Origin of the sequence: Shewanella oncorhynchi, from assembly GCF_012584455.1 — a bacterium.
GTDB classification, from domain to species: Bacteria; Pseudomonadota; Gammaproteobacteria; order Enterobacterales; family Shewanellaceae; genus Shewanella; species Shewanella oncorhynchi.
Genome location: NZ_JABAEB010000004.1, coordinates 196,211 through 218,992 on the forward strand (window position 1 = coordinate 196,211; position 22,782 = coordinate 218,992).

Genomic DNA, 22,782 nt, shown 5'->3' on the forward strand with positions numbered 1-22,782 from the left:
GCAAATACAAAAAGGGCTGATATCAATATCAGCCCTTCTCTCTTACCATTAAACCTTCCGATTTTACTCTGAGGGTTTAGCCTTGTTTACGACGACCAAAAGCAAAAGGTAGCAACAACAAGCTTAACCAACCTAAGGCACCACCATCATCTTTCTTGGCTGGTGTTTCAGTCACAGATACAGACACAACACTTGAATCTTTATTGCCGTGGTTATCAGATACTGTCAGTTGGAATGAAACCGTCTGAGCAGAGCCACTCACGTTTGGTGCGACGAGATTAAGCTTGGCCGCATTAGCGTCAAAGTTAAAGCTGGTGCCCCCTAACTGAGTCCATTTGTAGGTCAAAGGATCATTGTTGGCATCCGACGACTTACTCGCATCGATGAACAAAGGTTTACCTTCTTGGACAGTGGCAGGAGCTTCAATCACAGCTACTGGCGCCACTTCTGGAACATCAAATTGATACTCCTGCTTCAAGATTTCAGCCGAGTCGTTATTCACTTTGTTGGTCAATGCCACTATGTTGCCTTGACTCGCCTTACGTGGCACTAAGTCAAACGTGACATCTAATGCCGCAGCAGCAGAGGCCATTTCGATAGTCCAAGTGATCTTATTGCCCACTTGCGCACCTTGATGGCTAATATTAGCCACTTCGTGACCTTCTGGTAATAACGCCTCTAGGGTGTAAACACGAGTTTCTTGCGTTTTGTTCGCTTCGATACGCGTCTTCATCACTTTAGCGGTGCCAGGTGTTAATTCACCAGAAACAGTACTGCCTAGAGGAGGTAATACGTCATCACTGACGCGCTCAAATACGACCGGAATTTCAACTGGTGCGACTTTGTCATCAGTGGTGGTCAGCGTCAGCATAGCTATGCCTGCATCTCCCACTAGCATCGCTTGTTTCCATGCTAAGTTGACATTGAAATCTTTATGATCACCCGTAAGATTTGCAGTTAAGTTATCACCCGCTTCATCGTATAAGGTTACTTGTTTCAAACTAAAGGCATCATCCGCATCGGCTGCAGATGCCTGATAGTTTTGTACAACGACAATATACTCACCCTTCACTGGGTTCTTAATAGATACACTTTCCTTTGAACCGCCAAACGCAGAAGATGCCGCGATAGAAAGCTTGCTACCGTCTTTCTTATCGAGTATCACAAACATGTCTAAGTCAGGAGAGGTTGTATTACCGATTGATGCATTGAAATATAAAGCTTTATCTTCAACATTAAAGCTAAATACTTTTACGCCATCGGCCAAATCATCAAATGCACTATCGGTATTTGAATCCTGTTTCACACTTGATTCATAAGTAGCGCTTAATTTAAGTGCAGTCACTGTCGCCGCAACACCCGGTAGATCAATCGCTTTCAAGTGCGCCAAATTACGTTCATCTGCATCACGTGAGGCTGAAACATTAACCAAAGCAGGTAAATCGCGTTTAGCTATCTTAGCTACGATCGGCATATTAGCCGTTGGGAAAGTATCGGACGTTAATACTAAGTTACCAAAGCCCCAACTTGCACCGACGTCAGTCACATCCGCAGTCACTGTAATCGTTTGGCTTTCACCTTTTTTGAGATTAAAGCTTTCTGGTGTCACAGTTAACGCGAATTTATCCGTTGTGGAAACGCCTTTTGCAGTCCAGCTACCATCAGCCGTTGCAGTGACAGTACGTGTCCAAGTACAAGTATCGATACAACGTGAATCAGCCATGCTTGGAATGTTTAGCTTACGTGGTTCGCCACCTGTCGAAGGATTAGCAATCTCGTAGTTTAGGGCACTTTCATCCATCACTAAGCCCGTTTTTGCCGCTAAATCAACACGAATACGACCGGCTCCTACGTCAAACGGATCAGCAACGGTTTTACCATCGGCTTTTTTCATGGCTTGGGCTGTCGTTGACGTCATCATTAGCGCAGAACGAATGTTGTCTGGCGTCCAATCCTTATGCAGCGATTTAAGTAACGCACCAGCACCGGCAACGTGAGGACTCGCCATTGAAGTACCTGACATCAAAGTGAAATCAGCAGGATCTGTACCTGTTTCATCATGGCCAAACTGTTGGTCGGAATAAGCAGCGTAGATGTCACTGCCCGGTGCAGCGACATAGGGTACGAGTACATCGTTAGTCAGGTTAGGTCCAATCAATGAACTGGCAGATAAAACATCCGCTTCTTTACTGGCAACTTTAGGGGTTGGAGACAGCGTGATTTCAAGAGCAGGATTTGCCGCCATAGCAGCAATCAATTCTAAGCCATCAATATCACCAATAAATACCGCTGGAATATTCAATTTATCCAGCCCCGACATAGTCAGACGCGCATTATTTTCACCATCTCTATTGAAAACAATCACACCCTTAGCGCCAGCGGCCATTGCTGCGGCCACTTTGATATCGAATGAGCAAACACCGCGTCTTAAAACGGCGATCTTGTCTTTAAAGGCATCTGCTGGGAACGGTTTACAGGCTTCAAAATTGGTCGCATCGATTGCGCCAGCATAAAGGGGAACACCTTTGAGCACTTCAGTTTGAACCGGACCAGAACCAGCAGTGTAATGATAGTTTTTACCATTAAATTCCACGGCGCGTACTATGTCACGGTTATGAGTCGAGTTAGCTACCGAAGTATACCAAGGTGCATTTTTAGGCGTAGAGTAAGGTGTTTGATTAATCGCAGGGCTCGTGCTTGTCGCGGCACGTGTGTTACCCGCAGCCACTGCAGCAAAAATCCCTGCATTACGCGCGGCTAAAAAGCCTTGTTCCGTCGCACTATTCCACGGGTTTCCACCGCCACTGATAGAAAAGTTAAGCACATCGACGCCATCTTTAATCGCATCATCTAAGGCTTTTAAAATCGGTGCGGTCGGGCAGCCAGAATAAGTGTCGCCCGCATTACCCGGATTACAAATTTGATAGGCTATGATGTTTGCATGTGGTGCAACACCTGAGATTTGTTTAAATTCAAGGCCTGTCGCAATGCCATCGCTTTCTAACTTACCTGTTTCACCTTGCACATAAGGCACATTCACTAGGATGTTACCTGCTGCGGTACTCGCAACGTGAGTACCATGCCCACCGTAATCCTCACCATTTTTAGCTGGAGGGGTGTCACCAAACACTTTTGCATCGTCGTAGTTATTTGTTATCTCAGAGTAACTGCGAACTCCAATCAACTTGTCATTACACATGCTCGCGAAATCAGTTTTACAATCACCAATATAGATGCCTTGACCTAATGGGTTTGTGTGGTCATAGCCATCTTGGCCAACATCAGCGAAAGAAGCATGATCTGAGTTAATACCTGAGTCGATAATACCGACGATCACGCCTTCACCCATGGCTTTCGTGCCCGTCGCGCTGCCATCCCATACATTAGGAGAACCGATAAGCGCTTGACTGACGTCGGTTTCCATTTGCTCCATGCGCTCGCGCTCAACAAACGCAACCTCAGGTAACTCAGCCATTTTCTTCGCTTGAGCTTGAGTCATGCGAACCGCCATACCGTTTAACGCATACTGATATGTCGTTAATGGTTGCAGATTGGTGCCAATAGCCGCACTCGCGTTAGCTAAAAATCGGTTCTGTTTTACTTTCAAATAACTAACATAACTTTTGACTTCAGCTTTAGAAGCATCAAGTTTACCGTTCACAGCAACTTTTGAAGTACCGTTTACCTGCACTCTTTGTGAACTAGTCGCTTTTAATCCTGGAATAGTTCCTTGGTAATTAGCAACCGAACTATCGCGTAAACGGACGATATAAGTATATTCACCCTCACCTAAATCTGCTTCAGGTACAAACTTAACCTCAGCTCCGGCAGCGTTACCGCGTAATGAAGTGACTTGTAATTCACTTGGAATATCTAACTGCAAGGTTTCACCCGTAGGTGATAATACGGTTTGTGCATTTGCCGCCGACGATAACAGTGCCATAGACACTGCTAATGCTATTTTAGTTTTCATTGTGACTTCCCTAATTCTTATAAGTTGTATGATTTATAAAACTCAGGTTTGGGTGGCATGAAAACGCTGCGGCAACCAAAAACATCACCCGTAACTGACATTTTTTATGAATAACCATTCAATTTACTGTGATGATGATCACTGAGTTTTATCGCGATAATTTGTAACACGCGATGATACAAATTAAAACAGTAAGCTAACAGAACGTAATTCAGTAAATGATGAACAACCTCATACCTTGTTAAAATAAATCCATAGAACCTTTATCAGACTGTTTTATGTCCCAACGATAAGTCGTAGTATAAAAATCGATAAAAACAAATAATAAACATTAAATCATATAGTTAAACTACACCCTTAAGTGTCAGCTCAAAAATAGCCTTAGGTTAAACAGAATAAATCCCCGTAAATAAATATTCTTTTTTATAAATATCATTAGTTACAAAATAAACGCAAAACATCTTTTACGAAACAATAAAGAACAAAATCAATAACTTTTAATTAACAAAATACATACATTTTGTTTTGCATAATATTTTACAAAATGATATCCCTTATAAAAATCAACTAACTTATGCATTAATATTCTTAATCCTCTATAGAGAAAATTAATACTTAATCTCACATTTACAGCATAGCAAGCGGATTAATGATCACAAAAAAGCCCTTTCAATATAGAATTGAAAGGGCTAAATCTTCATCAATATAAAAACAATATTATTGCAGTTGTGGCCAGTGGTTAATTCGCCATCACCGCCTTCATTAACACTTCTGTCGTGAACTTATCATTATTGATAACTGGGAACCTGTCATAGGTTTGGAAAATCACTTGGTCTTGAAACTTGATCATCGCCACTACGCCATATTGGATACTTTTATCGATCGATTTAGCGGGCAGTGTAAATTTAAATGGCACAGGTGCTCTGGCGATATTGAAGGTTTTTTGTGCGACGACGACACCTGGAGTATTCAAATCAATAATGGCAATAATGATTTGGCAGCCTTGAGGTAATGGGATCTTCTCTAGATAGCCAGCGGCGCCATTGATGATAATCGGTTGTTCAGGTGTTACAGTCACACAGCCATTGAGCAAGACAGCCATGAGAGAGAACAATATAAACGATTTTATTTTCAGATACATACTAACGTCCTTTTACCATGCGTATCAGGCCTTCTTGAGTAGAAGAAGCCACTAACTCGCCTTGTTGATTGAAAAACTGCCCTCTGACGTAACCTCTGCCACCGCTAGCATTAGGACTATCGATACTGTAAAGCAACCACTCTCCCATATTAATCGGGCGATGGAACCACATCGCATGGTCGATCGTCGCCATTCGTACCCCAGGACTTAAGAAGGATACACCGTGGGGCTGAGCTGCCGTGACTAAAAAGTTAAAGTCTGAGGCATAGGCGAGTAAATATTCATGGATATGGGCATCATTTGGCATAGGACCATTAGCCCTCATCCAAACATAACGGTACGGCTCGGTTTCTTTAGGCGCAAAAGGGTGCAGTGGATTGACCAATCGCATCTCAATTGGCGCATCGGCCATAAACTTTTCAAGTATGCTCGGCGGTACTTTATCCCGCATCGTCAGCGCCAATTCCTGCTGATTCAACAAACCTTCAGGTCCGGGTACTTGCGGCATAGCGGCTTGATGACTAAAACCTTCCTCAGGTTCTTGGAAGGAGCAGGTCATATGAAAAATCGGCCGACCTTTTTGAATAGCACTAACCCGACGAGCGCTAAAACTACCGCCATCACGCATATTTTCTACTTCATAAACAATCGGCAACTTCTCGTCACCTGCACGTAAAAAGTAGGAGTGTAATGAATGGATCTTACGCTCAGCAGCTACTGTCTGTTTTGCGGCGCTCAGTGCTTGGCCCATCACTTGACCACCAAACACATGCCCAAAACCCAGATCTTGGCTTTGACCACGAAAGAGGCCAATTTCAATTTGCTCAAGGGAAAGTAATGATAAAAGATCGTCTAATACCTGACTCATGGGATCCTACTGCGTAATTAGCAATTAATCTTAAAGGGTAACTCAGTTAGCCTTAAGCTGACCAGTCTTCTATCGATGATTCACAATCAAATCATCACTCAACGATGAGGAATTAAACGAGGCACGTTGGAGTATCTGTGTTATTTATTGTGCTTAGCATTTACGGCTTTATTGAGCCACTTACTGCATTTAAATCGCTATAGATGCAGGCTTAGTTCAAATACAAGCATGATGAATCAATCGATTTTAATGTGATGTTCTAGCGCACTTAACTTAGACCAAGACAAAACCTTATCCTCTCCACAGGAGTGCAAAGTCACGGGGAAGGATTGGTGTAACTGTGGCCACTGCTGCGCGAGGTTATCTGGCGTAAAAAGACCTTCATTAAAATACATAGGCTGAAACTCGACAAACATGCCGTGGCTAACACTGCCCGCTCCGACGAGTAGATGTTGACCATTTGGCGCCTGTTCACTCACCAAGAAAGCCGTAGTAGCCGTTAATGATTCAAAGGAAAATAGCGGCTGAATCGCACTCGCTAAATGTTTGGCCGTCATCGCGGTTACGGCCTGAGGGCATAAGCTATTGACTCGAATATTATGAATTTCACCTTCTAATGATAAGCTATTCACCATGCCGACCAGCGCCATCTTGCTCGCACTAAAACCAACTTGGTGCAAGTCACCGAACAAGGCCGAAACTCCCGTTGTCATCATTATCCGGCCAAAATTCTGTTGTTGCATATAAGGCCAAACAGCTTGAGTGAGATAAAAGCTGCCATTGAGATCGACATCCAATTGCCGTTGCCACTGCTCAAGTTTAATGTGCTCAAAGGGACAAGCACCATAAACGCCCGCGTTATTAATCAAGATATCAATGCGATGCCAGCGTAGGATCACCTCTTCAATCATGCTATTCACTTCATTTCGCTGACTCACATCAAGCACAAAATAAATGCAATCTCCACCGAGTTTAATAATGCTGCAATAGGTCTGCATTAATTCTAAGTTGGCTTGGCTCGTCTGAGCGCCGTCGGTGGAAATTGACTCATAAGACGATAACGGCTGGTCGACGAGTATCACTTTTGCCCCCCGTTCAGCCAACATGATGGCATACGCTCGACCTAACCCAGCCGCAGCCCCAGTGACTAATGCCACCTTATTGTCAAAACGCATCCAAATATGTCCTTATCGGCATTGTTGTAGCGGCAAAAAATAACGAGCATAGGGTAACAACCGCCTATGCTATCTACTAAACAAAGTATTTAGCGTTACGCCTATGTCATGGACAGCACAAAGCCTCCATTAACATTAACTATGGAAACACAGACTTTTTTGATTTTCTTTGAACTTAACGACAAATCTCATCCTGCATCAGTGAACATATGTGCGCCAATTCAAACTCTGTTAAATGCGTTTATTAGATAGTGCTCACTTTCGTGTTAAATCTTGTTATGCTATGCGCTAATTGAGCCCTTGCTCGGTACCATTCCCATTTACCAATAATGACTGGACGCCATGAATCCTTGGATTTTAGCAATAAGACCCCGTACGCTACCCGCGGCCATAGGTCCCCTACTGATAGGCAACATTCTCGCCCTGCATCTTGAGAGTTACAGCTGGTTAATCGCTGCCACTTCAATGTTGTGTGCTGTCTTATTACAAATCGCCGTCAACCTCGCTAACGACTATTTTGATTTTAAAAACGGCATAGATACAGATGAGCGCTTAGGGCCCATTCGCGTGACTCAAAGTGGTTTAATTTCACCAACAAGCGTTCGCAATGCCATGATATTTTGTCTCTTAATGGCGCTTGCCGTGGGATCATATCTGATTTGGCACGGAGGCTGGCCCATCGCCATTCTCGCCGCAGCCGCTATTTTAGGTGCTCTTGGCTACAGTGGTGGCCCCTATCCCCTCGCCTCCCATGGGCTCGGTGAAGTAGCAGCATTTGTCTTTTTTGGCTTAGTTGCAGTGGTGGGCAGTTATTATCTGCAGGCAGGCGATACGACTATTAATGCTTGGTTATTAGGTTGTGCGATTGGCTTATTTAACGCTGCGATTATGTTGGTGAATAACACTCGCGACATCCGTACCGACACCCAAGCGGGCAAGCATACTCTAGCGGTACGTATTGGCGAAGCTCAGGCAAAAGTGCTTTATCAAGCCTTAATCTATTTGCCCTTTGGCTTAGTCATCGCTGGCTTTTTATTCGGTATTTTACCCGGTTTACCAGTACTACTTGCGGGATTATCTCTGCTTATTGCCCGCAAACTCAGTAGCGATTTTTATGCAGTTTCTGGTGAAGCCTTAAATCCGTTACTCGGCCGCACAGCTAAGTTAACCATGATTTTCAGTACCTTGTTTAGCGTGGGTTTAGTGTTTACCGCATAAGAGTAAATCCGCTAAGCTAGTGCTACACCACAGCTCAATGCTGAATATAAAAAGGTTCATATCTTCGATAGATACGAACCTTTTTTATTGGCCGCAGCACAACTTCAATTTGGCTTATTATCGACGAGGGAAATCCTACCCTCCATTTATTGCCAGATATAACCAGAGATCAGCGTGTTTAACAAAATACCATTAAAGTTGCGTTCGGCATGGGATGAACCATTATGGCCTGCACCAAAACACACATGTAGCGGTAATAAATGCTCTTCCCGCGGATGACTAAAACGCGCTTCAGGGGCTGATTGCCAATGAGTTAACGCTGTTTTTACCTCGGCAGAACTAACACTTGCCGTTAAAGTTTGCGTCAACCAATAATCAAATTCTGCACTGCGTCTTTGCACTGTGAGATCGCTTGAGAAAAATGCCCGCATATTGTGAAACGACATGCCAGACCCCACGATCAACACCCCTTGGTCCCGCAGCGGCGCTAAAGCCTCCCCAATCGCTATATGGGTTTTAGGATCGAGGCTGTGGACTAACGACATCTGCACCACGGGAATATTCGCCTCAGGATACATCAACTTAAGTGGTACAAAGGTACCGTGATCGAATGCGCGTTCGCTATCTAAGCGGGCGGCGATGCCCTTATCCGCGAGCATATTCGCAATCTGTGCGGCTAATTCTGGCTCACCGGGTGCAGGATATGTCAGCTGATAAGCCTTAGGTGGAAATCCATAGTAATCATACAAAATACTTGGCTTTGGGCTACTCGACAAAGTCACCACAGATTCTTCCCAATGGGCAGTGATCAACACAATCGCCTTCGGAGTTGGCATTGGCGCTGTTACTGAAGTTAAAAATGCACGCAACTCCCTATGATTAACATCATTGAGCAAAGGCATAGGGCCACCACCATGGGGCACAAATAGCACAGGCATACGACTCGCGTTAACTTGCATCATAATCCTCTCGTGTTGATTAACTTATATCTGTACTACTGGCTTTAAACTCAGCATTTCTCACTTAACTCACTGTTCTACATAACACTTCAATGCACGCTTAAAATGCGGAACGACTCTGCACCAACTGCCGCTGAAATCGCACTAAACGCTCAATAATTTCATCCAGTTTAATAATCAGAAAGAGTCCTGCCGATAAGCTCAATGCCGGCAGTGCATTAATCGGCGCTTCATAGTTAAAGTGGAAATAAATCGCCCCCAGCATAATCGCCAGTAAACCGCTCGCCGATAGCACTCGGTAGTCACGTAGACACAACCCAAGGGCGCCAATCACTTCCATCAAACCAATAAAATAACCAAAACCAGTGGGAAGATTCATTAATGTGAACGGAACATGGAACATAGACACGCCAAATAACTTGGCAAATCCCGAGATGAAAAACACTATGCTCATCGCCAATGTGACGGTTGCAGCGGCGCGATTGAGTGTATTGGCACAAAGGAATAACTTCTGTGTATCAACCTCTGCAACTAAGCCATTGATACTTGAACCCTTAGTATCACATAAGTTTGAAAATCGCATCGCACACACCCCATTAAACGTGATATTTGCCGTCAGTCTTGGGCATAAATGCGCAGACGACGAGTGAGAATGGAATCGATTATGAGCCGATAAAAGATAAATAAATATGGAATAAAATCTAATATCTCATAAACTAATAATTTATAACTTGCGAGCAATCCTTGTGACCTTAGACCAACTGCTGATGTTTAAAACCGTAGCTGAGGCGGGCTCACTCAAAGCTGCCAGTGACAAGCTACATAAAACCCAACCCGCCATTAGCCAAAGTATCAAACAGTTAGAATCCCAACTCGATCTTATCCTGTTTAATCGCGAAGGTTATCGACTCGCCATCACTGAGCAAGGTCGAAAACTGCTGCAACATACCCTGCGGGTACTGAATGAAGCGCAAGAAATGAAGCAAGTAGCGAAGCATTTAGCCAAAGGTAACGAAGCAAGCATCACCTTAGCTTTTGAAGCCTCCTTTAATCTCGCTCGAATTTTGCCGATTTTAGAGCTGACTCAAAATGAGTTTCCCTATACCCAAATTATTCTCAAACAAGAGTTTTTAACTGGTGCGCTCGAAGCGCTGAATCAAGATAAAGCCGAAATCATCATCTCCGCAGGCGGAATAGAACCCATACGTTCGAGCCATTTAGAATTAGCCTATTTATTTTCCGGTAGCCTTCTTGATGTTGCCGCGCCGCGCATGCTTGAGCGTCATCCGACACTGACCTACGCACGAGAGCTCGTTAATGAATACCAAATCGTGATCCAAGATACGGGCTCAGGCACTGCGAATATTGAGTTTGGGGTACAGGCGGGGCAACGACGTTGGTATGTTAATGATTTTTATACCAAGAAAATGCTTATTCAAAGTGGTATGGGCTGGGGCAAGCTGCCGCACTATATGATTGAAGATTCACTCAAACAAGGCGCATTGATTGCATTGGATCTACGCGAAAGGCAAAACAATATTCAACTCGATTACTATGTGATGCGAAAACCCCACTCACCTTTAGGCCCCGTCGCCCAAGCACTCTGGCAAAAGCTGATCGCCTTTGCTACTGATGAACTTGCATAATTAAAAAGTAAAAAGGGCCAACAGGCCCTTTTAAATCAAACAAAAACTACTGTATTTCTTGTTTGGCAATGGCACGATCTAACTTAGCTCGTTCAACTTCGGGTGACGCCTTAATCGCGTTCACTAAGCTGATGAGATCTGTGCCTTCTTCAGCGGCTAACAAGAGTAAATTACTCTTGTTCTGCCAATCCACTTTCAGGCCATGAGCTTTTGCAAAATCCGCAGCAGAAACACCAGGTTTGAGCTTAACAACCAATTTTCCTGTCATTTCTGCAAATGGCTTACCAGACTGAGTCACCACTTTTTGCCCTTTCGTCAACTGTTTTGCTTCTTTCACCACGCCAGCGTCAGTTTTGACAAAATATTGGCTGTCTAAGTTCAAGAATTGCGCTCGGCTCATAGTAACCTCTTTTACTTCTTCCTGAGGTTTATCCAAATCGATTTTGTCATGTGCCATAGCTTGTGCAGATAACATAAGAGCAACTGCAACTAATGATAGATTCAATGCTTTCATTTAATACTCCTTAAGATGCAGACTTGGCAGCGTGGCCATGGAAACGAATTGACCAACCTTTCAATTTACCATCAGCTTCGTTAGCAATAGAAATAGGAGTACGGCCTTTATCAAATTGAATAAACGAGTAGTCCCCGCTATTTACATCGATAAGCTTGATGGTCCATTCACCCTTTGATGATTCACCATAGAAAGCATTAGACAGCATAGGCGTCGCATCGAAACCTGTTACTAAATCTTCTGGGTTGGTTTTATCCATGACACCTTGATATACCAAACCATTATAAGGCGTCATTAACACACTTTTAGTTCCTGCTGGAGATATTAGCTCAACAGCCAGATCCGGTAGGCGTAAGTGATCTGCCGTTAACTCGATTTGTACAGCTTCAATCACTAAATCATCCGCCACCACTTGAGTATCACTGACACCATTGACGTCCGCATCAGGAATCGTTTTTGCCAATTCTTGACTTGCTTGCCATTCAGTTACCACGTATTCACCTAAATCCTCAGCATAGGATTTAGCCAGTTTTACCGCTTCGCTGACGTTAACACGGCCAAAACCATAAAAATTATGGAATGAATAACCCGCAGCATTTTGTTGCCATCCCGGAATAGCAGCATATTCTGGAGCACCTTCACCCTGACCAATAGTAACGGTTTTAGCCGCAATATCAGCTTTCACTTTGGTTGAAGTTTTGGCTAGAACATGACGTATATCGCGCCAAGTCAAATCTGGATTTGCACTCATTATCACAGCGACTGCACCTGAAGTATTTGGTGCCGCGGATGAGGTACCGTTCATCGTTGAAGTGTAATCACAATTTGAGTTTAAAGGATGTAACCCACCGTGGAACGGCGTGCTTGGACGATCTTCTGCAATCGCTGAACCACTCTTACACCCCATAAAATCCGTTGTTACAATCGCAGGATCATCACCCCCATCTTCACCACCGGGGGCTGTTACAAAAATATTCGAGCCTACAGATGAATAGCTAGAGAGTTCACCATTAGCATTAATCGCGCTAACGACTAAGTTATAAATGTTAGCATTGTCAGAGGACATGTTGGAATTATGGAAAGGTAAACCATGGTTAGCGGGATTTTCCGCCGTTGCCGTGAAGTAATCTCCCGGTATCCAAAAAGTATTCCAACGGTAGTATTTATAACCATTACCTGCCGATTTAACGAAGATACTGCCTTTACCATCGAAGCTTTGAGTTGCAATATCTTGATAAACTTCGGTTTCATCTTCATTAAATTTATCGGGAAATGGCACACTGTAACCATAGCTTTGGTTAAAGACACGCGCACTGTCGCTGTAGGCACTGGCACCATGTGATTTTGTAAAGTTTTCAAATGTTTGAACATTTTTAACTTTGCCTGTTGGGTCAGAATCTAAGAAGTTGAAACCAATCAATTTTGCCTTAGGCGCCACACCGCGACCACCGATACCATTCCAACCTTCGGCTGCAATAATCCCACCTACTGCAGTACCATGAGCAGCATCAGCAGAACCGGAGAAAGGTGTAGGGTCAACAGTACCAGTAATTAAATTGTATGAGCCACCATTCACACTGTTGTTCATCAGATCTGGATGAGCAATTTCTAAGCCGCTATCCACCACTGCGACGATCACGCCTTGTCCCATAAATTGGTCTGAAATAGCACCACTCACATTCATATCTTCACCAGCGACACCACGGTTTAGCGCAAAAGCATTCTGTCCTGTATTTTTTAAATGCCACTGGTAAGCATATAAGGGATCGCCATTTCTGATATGGATCGTTAAGCTGGCCTCTGCTTGATACTGACCGTCAGATACTTTAAATCTGACAACTTCAGTACCTTCACTCGCATCGGAAGAATAAGTGAATTCACCAGTATTCTTATTAACTAGAGTAAAAGTACCTAGTTTTAAATCAGTAGGATCAACTAAAGAGTAAGTCAAACCACCTTCGACATCTGTCGCATCTAATTTGCCGGTGAATAATAGAGACTGCGACACATCAATGGTCATATCGACAGTTGTTGGTGCTGTGTTGACCTTAGCAACTGGCTCAGGAGCCTTTTTGTCACTTCCACAAGCCGTCAATAAGGCGGCCGTGATGCTTAATGCAACAATGGACATACGCATGGATAGACATTCCTTCTTGTCATTACATTTTATTATTTAATATTGGATAACTAGGATTTATTCGTTATTTATCCGCATTAAATACTGTTATTTTAATTTTTATTGAACACCAAAAACCAACATTAGCATTTAATGGTGATACATCTTTTAACATATGAATAATGAGAATGAAAACGACAATAAACAGAACGGTAGATTGAATATATATCTCCTAGCTATAAACCCAATAAAAATAGACATACTAAATTTAGTTTAACCTTTAAATCACAAGAAAATTAACCAATAAAATCATTAGACTAAATGTAATTTCAAGGAGTTACAATTAATAATGCATCTGTTTGATTATATTTTAAAATTTAAAATATATTGTTACACTTTCATAAAAAATAAACATAACAACATGACGTACCAATTTAACCTCAAACAAATGGTTACACTTTAACAAGAGATAGAAATAACAACATGACGTACCGATTTAAATCTAATAAAATTCTGAATATCTTATAAATACATAACGAATTTAAATATTGAGTAGCAATTCAAACTATAAAAAAACATTAAAGCGCATTGAAATTAAATATTAAAAATGAACCGCTGAAAAACCATATATGCAGAAAATTAAAACCACAGACATGATCTTACTAACTATTAAATCTAATTAAGAATTTAACTCTAGGGATAAGGTCCGTCGCGAAAAAATAATAAAAAAGTCATAACTATTATCTTTGGAGATAATGAGTTAATTTTCAGTTCAAATCGATGTAGATCGGGCATAAAAAAACCCTCAATTATGAGGGCTTTTTTATAATATTACGTACGAATTTTCACATTCACTAAACCTTAGCCAAGGTGCGCTCTTTGGCACTCCAATCTAAGTGATATTTCTCGCCAGCAGGGGTATCGATACGCTCAAATGTATGGGAACCGAAAAAGTCACGCTGACCTTGGAGCAAGTTTGCTGGTAATGTTTCGCAGCGGTAACTGTCGTAATACGCCAGAGCCGAGCTAATACACGGTGCTGGAATGCCTTGCATCACCGCAGTCGCGACTGCGGTACGCCATAGGCCTTGCTTTTCAGACAAGGCAGACGCAAAACTGTCCGCCATCAACAGATTGCTAAGATCAGATTTGTCTTCATAGGCTTGAGTGATTGATTGCAAGAACGTCGCGCGAATAATACAACCCGCACGCCAAATTTTTGCAATTTCAGCAAAGTCTAACTGCCATTTTTGTTCATGAGCCGTCATCGCCATCAACTGGAAGCCTTGGGCGTAACAACACACTTTCGCGCAATATAACGCGCTTTCAAGGGCTTCAATCAACAGTGCTTTTTGTGCGTCATCGATAACAGGTGCATTTGGCCCAGCCAATTTCTGGCTGAGTTGTAGACGTAAGGATTTTTGGGTACTTACGGCGCGCGCATACACAGCTTCAGCAATCGTCGGCGCCGGACAGCCAATTTGTAAACTGCTCACGGCCGTCCACAAACCCGTGCCTTTTTGGCCCGCTTTATCTAAGATCATTTCCACCAGCGGTTTACCCGTTAATGGATCGGCTTGTTTTAAGACTTCGGCACTGATCCCCATCAAATAGCTGTTTAAACTACCTTTGTTCCAGCGTTCAAACACATCGCCCACTTCAGAGGCACTAATGCCTAAACCGTCATGCAGCATTTGATACGCTTCGCAAATCAACTGCATATCAGCGTATTCGATACCGTTGTGCACCATTTTCACATAATGGCCAGCACCCGCGGGGCCAATATAAGTCGTGCATGGCTCGCCTTCTGTCACGGGATTACCCGGCTCGAAGCGTTCAATAGGTAGCCCAGTTTTGGCATCAACCTTAGCGGCAATGGCTTTCCAAATCGGCGCAACATGATGCCATGCATCGATATCACCGCTAGGCATAAGTGAGGGTCCAAAACGCGCACCGACTTCGCCGCCCGAAACTGCAGAGCTGAAAAATACAAACTGCCCTTTATAGCGTGCTTCTCGCTCAACAGTGTCAGTCCATAAACTGTTACCTGTGTCGATAACAATATCATCGGACTCAATACCGGCAGAAATCAAAGCACTACAGACACCATCGACGGGGGCACCAGCAGGAACAGAAAGCACAAGAATACGGGGTTTTGTGAGACTGGCTAACATTTCGGTAAGATTAGCACAGCCAAGAATGCGAGACTCGAGTCCAGCACGTTCCTGTTTTTCTTGCTGTATAACACTATTAACTTTAACAGGATCGAGGTCAAACGCGCTGACGTGATATTGGTTATCTGCGATGTTTAGCGCAAGGTTTTTACCCATAACACCAAGGCCAATTACGCCGATATCATTAAGATTGCTGTGGTTTTGCATTATATTATTCCCACGGGTCACAGAGGTTAGAGCTAACCAATTTTGAGGGGTAATTATACCGATCTTTGTAACTTAATTACCAGAGACATACGATTGGCAATTTCGATTGTGCCGAAAGTACCAATCGTTTAGGTCTCATTTTATCTAGGGCGTGTTGACGTTTCAGGGTTGTTTTTGCAGCGAGTTGGCTGGCTTTTATGCAAGCAAAGCCCGTGCAGTGTAGTTATTCTACATAAACGGGCGATAACGCAGCAGAAACGTCAGCCAAACGCTGCCCGAAGGGTTCGTCTGGCAAGCTCTTGCTCTTTGTCACTCGTCATTTGAGTAGAATAACTACACGTCACTCCTCGTTTCGTGATCACGAGCTTGCCAGAGCGAACAAAATTTAATCTCGAAACGTCAACACGCCCTAATAGAACCGTCAATTAATGGGCAAGTTTAAGCCCTAAAACACCCAGTAATATCAGTATCAAACTGGCGACTTTAAGTAAGCTAACGCCTTCTCCTAACAGGATAATTCCCGCAATTGCGGTGCCCATGGCGCCAATACCGACCCACACACCGTAAGCAGTACCGATAGGAAGTTGCTTAACCGCGAGTCCGAGTAGCAACACACTCACGGCCATCGACGCCACTGTAAAGATACTTGGCCACAAACGCGTAAAACCGTCGGTATATTTAAGCCCTATAGCCCAACCAATTTCAAATAAACCCGCAAGAACTAATAAGAACCAACTCATAGTTAACTCCCATAAAGGGGTCGTCCCCATGTTAGATTAGGCGTATTTAGGGTCGTCCCTAAGCCATTTGATTACAGTAAAACTGTAGGTGATATAGCTGTACGTGATAACAGTACGTGATAACAGTACGTGATAGCTGTGCATGATAACTGTACGTGATGAGCCTGCAAGACTAGCAAATTTGAGGTGAAAATTTCAATCTTTGATTTTGCCGAAATAAGAAATGCCATGCGCAAAAAGCGATAGTAAGCTTGGTCAGTTTACTATCGCCTTGATATTTCAACTCTCTATAAGACCTTTACACTATAAGACCTTTACACTCTTTCTATAAAAGCCTTTATGCTCAATTTCTTACACTAAGGCATCGGCATAACCCATGCGAGTGAGCGCGGTACGCACTAACTCTAAGGTCTGTGGATCTTCTATGGTCGCAGGCGCTGTATATTGCTGATTATCAGCAATTTTTCGCATAGTACCGCGTAAAATTTTACCCGAGCGCGTTTTAGGTAATTTTTGAATCGCACTCACTAACCTAAAGGAGGCGACGGGACCAATTTCTTGGCGTACCAGGGTTATTAACTGTTTATGCAGCTCTTCATCACTGATCGTCACGCCTTTCTTGAGTACCACTAATCCGAGGGGAACTTGGCCCTTAAGCTGATCATCTACCCCAATTACCGCGGCTTCGGCCACATCAGGGTGTTGACATAACACTTCTTCGAAGCGTCCCGTCGATAACCTGTGCCCCGCTACGTTTATGATGTCATCGATACGACTCATAATGTAGAGATAGCCGTCTTCATCGGTATAACCCGCATCGCCAGTTAAGTAGTAACCCGGATACATAGACAAGTAACTATCTTGATAGCGTTGATCATTTTGCCACAGTGTCGTTAAGGTTCCCGGCGGTAGAGGCAATTTAATCACTACATTACCCGAAGTATTGGCCGCAACTTGCTCACCTAATTCATCCAGTACTTCAACCGCATAACCCGGCACAGGTAAAGCTGGCGAACCCGGTTTAATAGTAACCGGTGCTGTACCCATCAAGTTTGCCGCGACAGGCCAGCCCGTTTCGGTTTGCCACCAGTGATCAATAACAGGTTTAGCGAGTTTAGTGTGTGCCCAAACTAAGGTATCGGGATCGCAACGTTCCCCCGCCAAAAACACATTTTTAAGACAATTTAAATCAACACCTTGTAGATATTCACCGTCAGGATCTTCACGCTTGATTGCGCGAATGGCCGTCGGCGCGGTGAAGAAGCTTTTGACCTTATATTTGGCAATCGTGCGCCAAAATGCGCCGGGATCTGGCGTTCCCACAGGTTTGCCTTCATACATTAACGTGGTGGCGCCCACCAGCAGTGGCCCATACACAATGTAAGAATGACCCACAACCCAGCCCACATCGGACGCAGCCCAAAACACATCACCCGCTTGAATATCGTAAATATGCTGCATCGACCAAGCCAGAGCCACGGCATGGCCACCATTATCGCGTACCACACCTTTAGGCTGACCCGTGGTGCCTGAGGTATAAAGCACATACAAGGGATCGGTAGCCTTGAGGGCGACACAATCGGCCTTAGGTGCAGTTGCTAATGCGGCTTGCCAATCTAAGTCACGGCCCTCAAGCAAATCGGCCTGATACTGGCTACGATTCAAAATTAGGCAGTGATCAACCTGATGCACTGACTGAGCTAACGCTTTATCTAACAGAGGCTTGTAAGGGATCACGCCCGAAGGCTCAATGCCGCAGGATGCCGACAGTACCAATTTAGGCTTGGCATCGTTAATCCGAGTCGCGAGTTCATTGGCGGCAAAGCCACCAAAAACCACAGAATGAATCGCACCTATGCGAGCACAGGCCAGCATAGCGAAGGCGGTTTCCGGCACCATAGGCATATAAATCACCACACGGTCGCCCTTCTCTATCCCAATAGATTGCATAAAGCCCGCGAGTCGGCTCACTTGAGCCTGTAGCTCCGCGTAGCTAATGCCGTATTCAGTGTCTGTCACTGGGCTCACATATTGGATAGCCACTTGATCACCGCGTCCGGCCAACACATGGCGATCAACGGCGTTATAACAAGTGTTCATCTCACCATCGGCGAACCAATGATAAAACGGCGCCTGCGACTCATCGAGCACAGTGTGCGCAGGTTTAATCCAATCGAGCGTCTTCGCCGCTTCTCCCCAGAATTCGGCTTTATTAAGCAAGGATGCTTGGTGCAACGCTTGATGTTTTTGTTGGTTCTGTTTTTGATTTGCGGCTTGCGCTACAGATGCATTTTGCTGTTCGGTCAACATATGTCCTCCAATCAGGACTGCGGCTAAAATCGTCAGCCGCAATAACTACCCCTTCCAACAACCATTATTAACAGGGGGGCATCAAGCCCACTATTAGACGTTAGCCTATAACCAGAAAAGATTTGTGGTTTTATGTGCGAACACTAATTTAAAGCACTCGTTTTAATCTCGCTGCACAGGCTGATGGCAATTGGGATTGACACTTTTTTGTCAACAGAATAAAAGCCAAAATCTTTACCTTTACGTAAACTTCATATATCTTGCTTAAAACTGATTATTTAGGGTGCATGAATGAGCGCAACGAACACACCACAAACGACTTACTCGATCAGTGATCTCTCAAAAGAGTTTGATATCACTACTCGTAGTATTCGTTTTTACGAAGACCAAGGTTTACTTAAGCCTAAACGCCGCGGCCAAACCCGTATTTATAGCCTCAAAGACAGAGTGCGCCTCAAGCTCATTCTTCGCGGTAAACGCTTGGGCTTTTCTTTGGCAGAAACCCGTCGCTTGTTCGAATTATACGATGCCGACAAGAGCAGCACCTCACAGCTCAATACCATGCTGGCGCTAGTGGAAGAAAAGAAATCCGCCCTACAGCAGCAAATGGACGACATTAAAGTCGTGTTGATGGAACTCAATTCCGCCGAGCAGCAATGCCGCTTAGCCTTAGAAGATAACAAAACGGCAAAAGCCTAAATCCCCGTTGACACAAAATCAAATCAATTTGATGGCGATAACGACTACGGATTTAAGTACAAGATTTAAAAGACTCAAGCACCTAAAAATCATAAAAACTATAACAATCTGAAATTAGAACATCTGAAAGGACACAAGCAATGAACTCTCTCTACACAAGTCTAAATTTTGGCCTAGGCGAAGACGTCGATATGCTGCGCGATGCAGTGCAGGATTTTGCCGCGAATGAAATCGCCCCGATTGCCGCGAAAGTGGATCACGACAATGCCTTTCCCAATGAACTTTGGCCTGTGCTTGGAGGAATGGGGCTGCTCGGAGTAACGGTACCCGAAGAGTTTGGCGGCGCGAACATGGGATACCTAGCCCACGTCGTCGCAATGGAAGAAATCTCCCGCGCATCCGCTTCTATCGGCCTAAGTTACGGCGCCCACTCAAACCTGTGTGTCAATCAAATCAACCGTAACGGTAATGCAGCGCAAAAAGCCAAGTACCTGCCAAAACTGGTGAGCGGTGAGCATATTGGCGCGCTGGCCATGAGTGAGCCAAACGCAGGTTCTGACGTGGTTTCGATGAAGCTACATGCCCGTAAAGAAGGCGACCGATTCATCTTAAACGGCAACAAAATGTGGATCACTAACGGTCCAGATGCACACACCTATGTCATTTACGCGAAAACCGACTTAACCAAAGGCGCACACGGTATTACCGCCTTTATCGTTGAACGTGATTCGAAAGGTTTTAGCCAAGCGCAAAAGCTCGACAAACTCGGCATGCGCGGCTCTAACACCTGCGAACTGGTGTTTGAAGATGTAGAAGTACCAGAAGAAAACATTTTAGGCGGCCTCAATAACGGCGTAAAAGTGCTGATGAGCGGCCTCGATTACGAGCGCGTCGTACTGTCTGGCGGTCCGCTGGGGATCATGAATGCCTGTATGGACATCGTTGTGCCTTACATCCACGAGCGTGAGCAATTTGGTAAATCGATTGGTGAATTCCAACTAGTGCAAGGCAAGTTAGCCGACATGTACACAGGCATGAATGCCGCTAAATCCTACGTCTATAACGTGGCAAAATCCTGCGATCGCGGTGAAACCACCCGTAAAGATGCCGCGGGCGCCATTCTGTATAGCGCAGAACTCGCAACCAAAATGGCACTGGATGCAATCCAACTGCTCGGCGGCAATGGTTATGTTAACGAATACGCCACCGGCCGCTTACTGCGTGATGCCAAGCTGTATGAAATCGGCGCAGGCACCTCAGAAATTCGCCGCATGCTGATTGGCCGCGAACTGTTCAATGAGTCGAAATAACGCGAGTTCCAATAATCTCTCACAAGTGAATGGGTAGCCCCTCACTGTAATTTACAGTTTGCGCCACCCATTCGAGCAAGGTGATACCGAGTTTCCGCTTTATAAGGACAATCAAAGTGACGCAAATAAGCAGTCGTATCAACGCCCGTAGCGATGAATTTCAAGCAAAATCCGACGATATGGCCGCCCTAGTGGCCGATCTCAAAACTAAACTCAATAAAATCGAACTCGGCGGCGGCCCTGTGGCGCTAGAGCGTCATTTATCCCGCGGTAAATTACTGCCACGTCAGCGGGTTGAAAAACTGCTCGATGCGGGTTCGCCCTTTTTAGAGCTATCGCAATTTGCGGCGTTTGAAGTTTATGACGAAGAAGTGCCCGCAGCGGGCATTATCGCTGGTATCGGCCGTGTGAGCGGTGTTGAGTGCATGATCATCGCCAACGACGCTACAGTTAAAGGCGGTACTTACTACCCGATTACCGTTAAAAAACATCTACGCGCCCAAGATATTGCCAGCCGTTGTCACTTGCCTTGTATCTATTTAGTCGACTCTGGCGGCGCTAACCTGCCCCGCCAAGATGAAGTCTTCCCCGACCGCGACCATTTCGGCCGCATCTTTTACAATCAAGCGCAAATGTCGGCAAAAGGCATTCCGCAAATTGCGGTGGTGATGGGTTTATGTACCGCAGGCGGCGCATATGTGCCAGCCATGGCGGATGAATCGATTATCGTAAAAGATCAAGGCACTATCTTCTTAGCCGGCCCACCATTAGTCAAAGCGGCCACAGGTGAAGAAGTCAGCGCCGAAGAGTTAGGCGGCGCCGAAGTGCACACAAAAATTTCCGGCGTAGCCGATCATTTAGCCCAAAACGATGAGCACGCGTTAGAGCTTGCCCGCCGCGCGGTATCACGCCTGAATCATCAAAAACAAATCAAAAGTCTGTTGAGCCCAGTCAAGCCACCAAAATTCGACATTAGCGAACTGTACGGCATTGTCGGCACTGATTTGAAAAAGCCCTTTGATGTCAAAGAAGTGATCGCCCGTATCGTCGATGATTCCGATTTTGATGAGTTTAAAGCCAACTATGGCGCAACCTTAGTGTGCGGTTTTGCCCGTATCCACGGCTACCCAGTCGGCATTGTCGCCAACAACGGCATTCTGTTCTCAGAGTCGGCGCAAAAAGGCGCGCACTTTATTGAACTGTGCTGCCAGCGCAAAATTCCGCTGCTGTTCCTGCAAAATATCACTGGCTTTATGGTGGGTAAAAAGTACGAACACGAAGGCATAGCCAAACACGGTGCCAAAATGGTAACCGCGGTTTCTTGCGCCAATGTACCTAAATTTACTGTGATTATTGGCGGCAGCTACGGCGCGGGTAACTACGGCATGTGTGGCCGCGCGTTCGAACCGACCATGATGTGGATGTGGCCTAATGCCCGTATTTCTGTGATGGGCGGAGAGCAAGCCGCAGGCGTTCTCGCCACAGTGCGCCGCGACGGTTTAGCCCGTAAAGGTGAAGAATGGTCACTTGAGGATGAAAAAGCCTTTAAAGCGCCGATTGTCGCCCAGTACGACAAAGAAGGTCATCCGTATCATGCCAGTGCCCGTTTATGGGATGACGGCATTATCGACCCAGCGCAAACCCGTGATGTGGTCGGCCTTGCCCTATCGGCAGCATTAAATGCTCCTATCGAAGACACCCGCTTTGGTGTATTCCGTATGTAAAAGGCACA

At 44.8% G+C, this 22,782-nt stretch carries 16 protein-coding genes; 5 read left to right on the plus strand and 11 right to left on the minus strand.

Annotation, left to right across the window (positions count from 1 at the left end; genetic code table 11):
* Nucleotides 1-76: 76 nt before the first annotated feature.
* From HGO26_RS07600 to HGO26_RS07615, 4 genes are all read right to left on the minus strand, one after another.
* Nucleotides 77-3,973: a S8 family serine peptidase gene (locus HGO26_RS07600; RefSeq protein ID WP_168824315.1), complete on the minus strand. Its 3,897-nt coding sequence runs from the start codon at nt 3,971-3,973 to the stop codon at nt 77-79.
* A 739-nt stretch (nt 3,974-4,712) separates the two neighbouring features.
* Nucleotides 4,713-5,114 (minus strand): YbaY family lipoprotein, encoded by a 402-nt coding sequence (locus HGO26_RS07605; protein ID WP_168824317.1) that lies wholly within the window; start codon nt 5,112-5,114, stop codon nt 4,713-4,715.
* 1 nt (nt 5,115) lies between these two features.
* Nucleotides 5,116-5,982 (minus strand): acyl-CoA thioesterase II, encoded by an 867-nt coding sequence (tesB, locus tag HGO26_RS07610; protein WP_028761097.1) that lies wholly within the window; start codon nt 5,980-5,982, stop codon nt 5,116-5,118.
* A gap of 236 nt (nt 5,983-6,218) precedes the next feature.
* Nucleotides 6,219-7,157 (minus strand): SDR family NAD(P)-dependent oxidoreductase, encoded by a 939-nt coding sequence (locus tag HGO26_RS07615; protein ID WP_168824319.1) that lies wholly within the window; start codon nt 7,155-7,157, stop codon nt 6,219-6,221.
* Between the two features lie 342 nt (nt 7,158-7,499).
* On the opposite strand from HGO26_RS07615, the gene HGO26_RS07620 reads away from it, so the two are divergent.
* Nucleotides 7,500-8,375: a 1,4-dihydroxy-2-naphthoate polyprenyltransferase gene (locus tag HGO26_RS07620; protein ID WP_168824321.1), complete on the plus strand. Its 876-nt coding sequence runs from the start codon at nt 7,500-7,502 to the stop codon at nt 8,373-8,375.
* Nucleotides 8,376-8,521: 146 nt separating this feature from the next.
* Here the strand turns inward: HGO26_RS07620 and HGO26_RS07625 are convergent, their stop codons facing one another.
* On the minus strand, nt 8,522-9,337 hold the full coding sequence (locus HGO26_RS07625; protein WP_168824324.1) for a DODA-type extradiol aromatic ring-opening family dioxygenase: 816 nt from the start codon (nt 9,335-9,337) through the stop codon (nt 8,522-8,524).
* A gap of 97 nt (nt 9,338-9,434) precedes the next feature.
* The gene (locus HGO26_RS07630; protein WP_168824325.1) at nt 9,435-9,917 is read right to left on the minus strand and encodes a DoxX family protein; all 483 of its coding nucleotides are present in this window, start codon (nt 9,915-9,917) and stop codon (nt 9,435-9,437) included.
* 163 nt (nt 9,918-10,080) lie between these two features.
* Here HGO26_RS07630 and HGO26_RS07635 point away from each other — a divergent pair, with 163 nt between their 5' ends.
* Nucleotides 10,081-10,980, plus strand: a complete 900-nt coding sequence (locus HGO26_RS07635) for a LysR family transcriptional regulator (RefSeq protein ID WP_168824327.1) — start codon at nt 10,081-10,083, stop codon at nt 10,978-10,980.
* 46 nt (nt 10,981-11,026) lie between these two features.
* Here HGO26_RS07635 and HGO26_RS07640 read toward each other — a convergent pair whose 3' ends face one another.
* From HGO26_RS07640 to HGO26_RS07660, 5 genes are all read right to left on the minus strand, one after another.
* Complete coding sequence (locus HGO26_RS07640; RefSeq protein WP_168824329.1) at nt 11,027-11,494, minus strand: hypothetical protein; 468 nt, start codon at nt 11,492-11,494, stop codon at nt 11,027-11,029.
* Nucleotides 11,495-11,504: 10 nt separating this feature from the next.
* Nucleotides 11,505-13,631 carry a S8 family serine peptidase gene (locus tag HGO26_RS07645; protein ID WP_168824331.1) on the minus strand — a complete coding sequence of 709 codons (2,127 nt, stop codon included), beginning with the start codon at nt 13,629-13,631 and terminating at the stop codon, nt 11,505-11,507.
* An 833-nt stretch (nt 13,632-14,464) separates the two neighbouring features.
* The gene (gene gndA, locus HGO26_RS07650) at nt 14,465-15,991 is read right to left on the minus strand and encodes an NADP-dependent phosphogluconate dehydrogenase (protein WP_168824333.1); all 1,527 of its coding nucleotides are present in this window, start codon (nt 15,989-15,991) and stop codon (nt 14,465-14,467) included.
* A 425-nt stretch (nt 15,992-16,416) separates the two neighbouring features.
* The gene (gene sugE, locus HGO26_RS07655) at nt 16,417-16,731 is read right to left on the minus strand and encodes a quaternary ammonium compound efflux SMR transporter SugE (RefSeq protein WP_168824335.1); all 315 of its coding nucleotides are present in this window, start codon (nt 16,729-16,731) and stop codon (nt 16,417-16,419) included.
* 351 nt (nt 16,732-17,082) lie between these two features.
* A complete protein-coding gene (locus tag HGO26_RS07660; protein WP_168824337.1) occupies nt 17,083-19,041 on the minus strand; it encodes a propionyl-CoA synthetase in 1,959 nt (652 codons plus the stop codon).
* A gap of 291 nt (nt 19,042-19,332) precedes the next feature.
* Between HGO26_RS07660 and HGO26_RS07665 the strand changes: the two genes are divergently transcribed.
* The 3 genes from HGO26_RS07665 to HGO26_RS07675 all read left to right on the plus strand — a co-directional run bounded on the left by HGO26_RS07665 (nt 19,333) and on the right by HGO26_RS07675 (nt 22,774).
* Complete coding sequence (locus HGO26_RS07665; RefSeq protein WP_006082318.1) at nt 19,333-19,740, plus strand: MerR family transcriptional regulator; 408 nt, start codon at nt 19,333-19,335, stop codon at nt 19,738-19,740.
* Nucleotides 19,741-19,880: 140 nt separating this feature from the next.
* Complete coding sequence (locus HGO26_RS07670; RefSeq protein ID WP_113940993.1) at nt 19,881-21,050, plus strand: isovaleryl-CoA dehydrogenase; 1,170 nt, start codon at nt 19,881-19,883, stop codon at nt 21,048-21,050.
* A gap of 116 nt (nt 21,051-21,166) precedes the next feature.
* The gene (locus HGO26_RS07675; RefSeq protein ID WP_168824339.1) at nt 21,167-22,774 is read left to right on the plus strand and encodes a carboxyl transferase domain-containing protein; all 1,608 of its coding nucleotides are present in this window, start codon (nt 21,167-21,169) and stop codon (nt 22,772-22,774) included.
* The last annotated feature ends 8 nt before the right edge of the window (nt 22,775-22,782 follow it).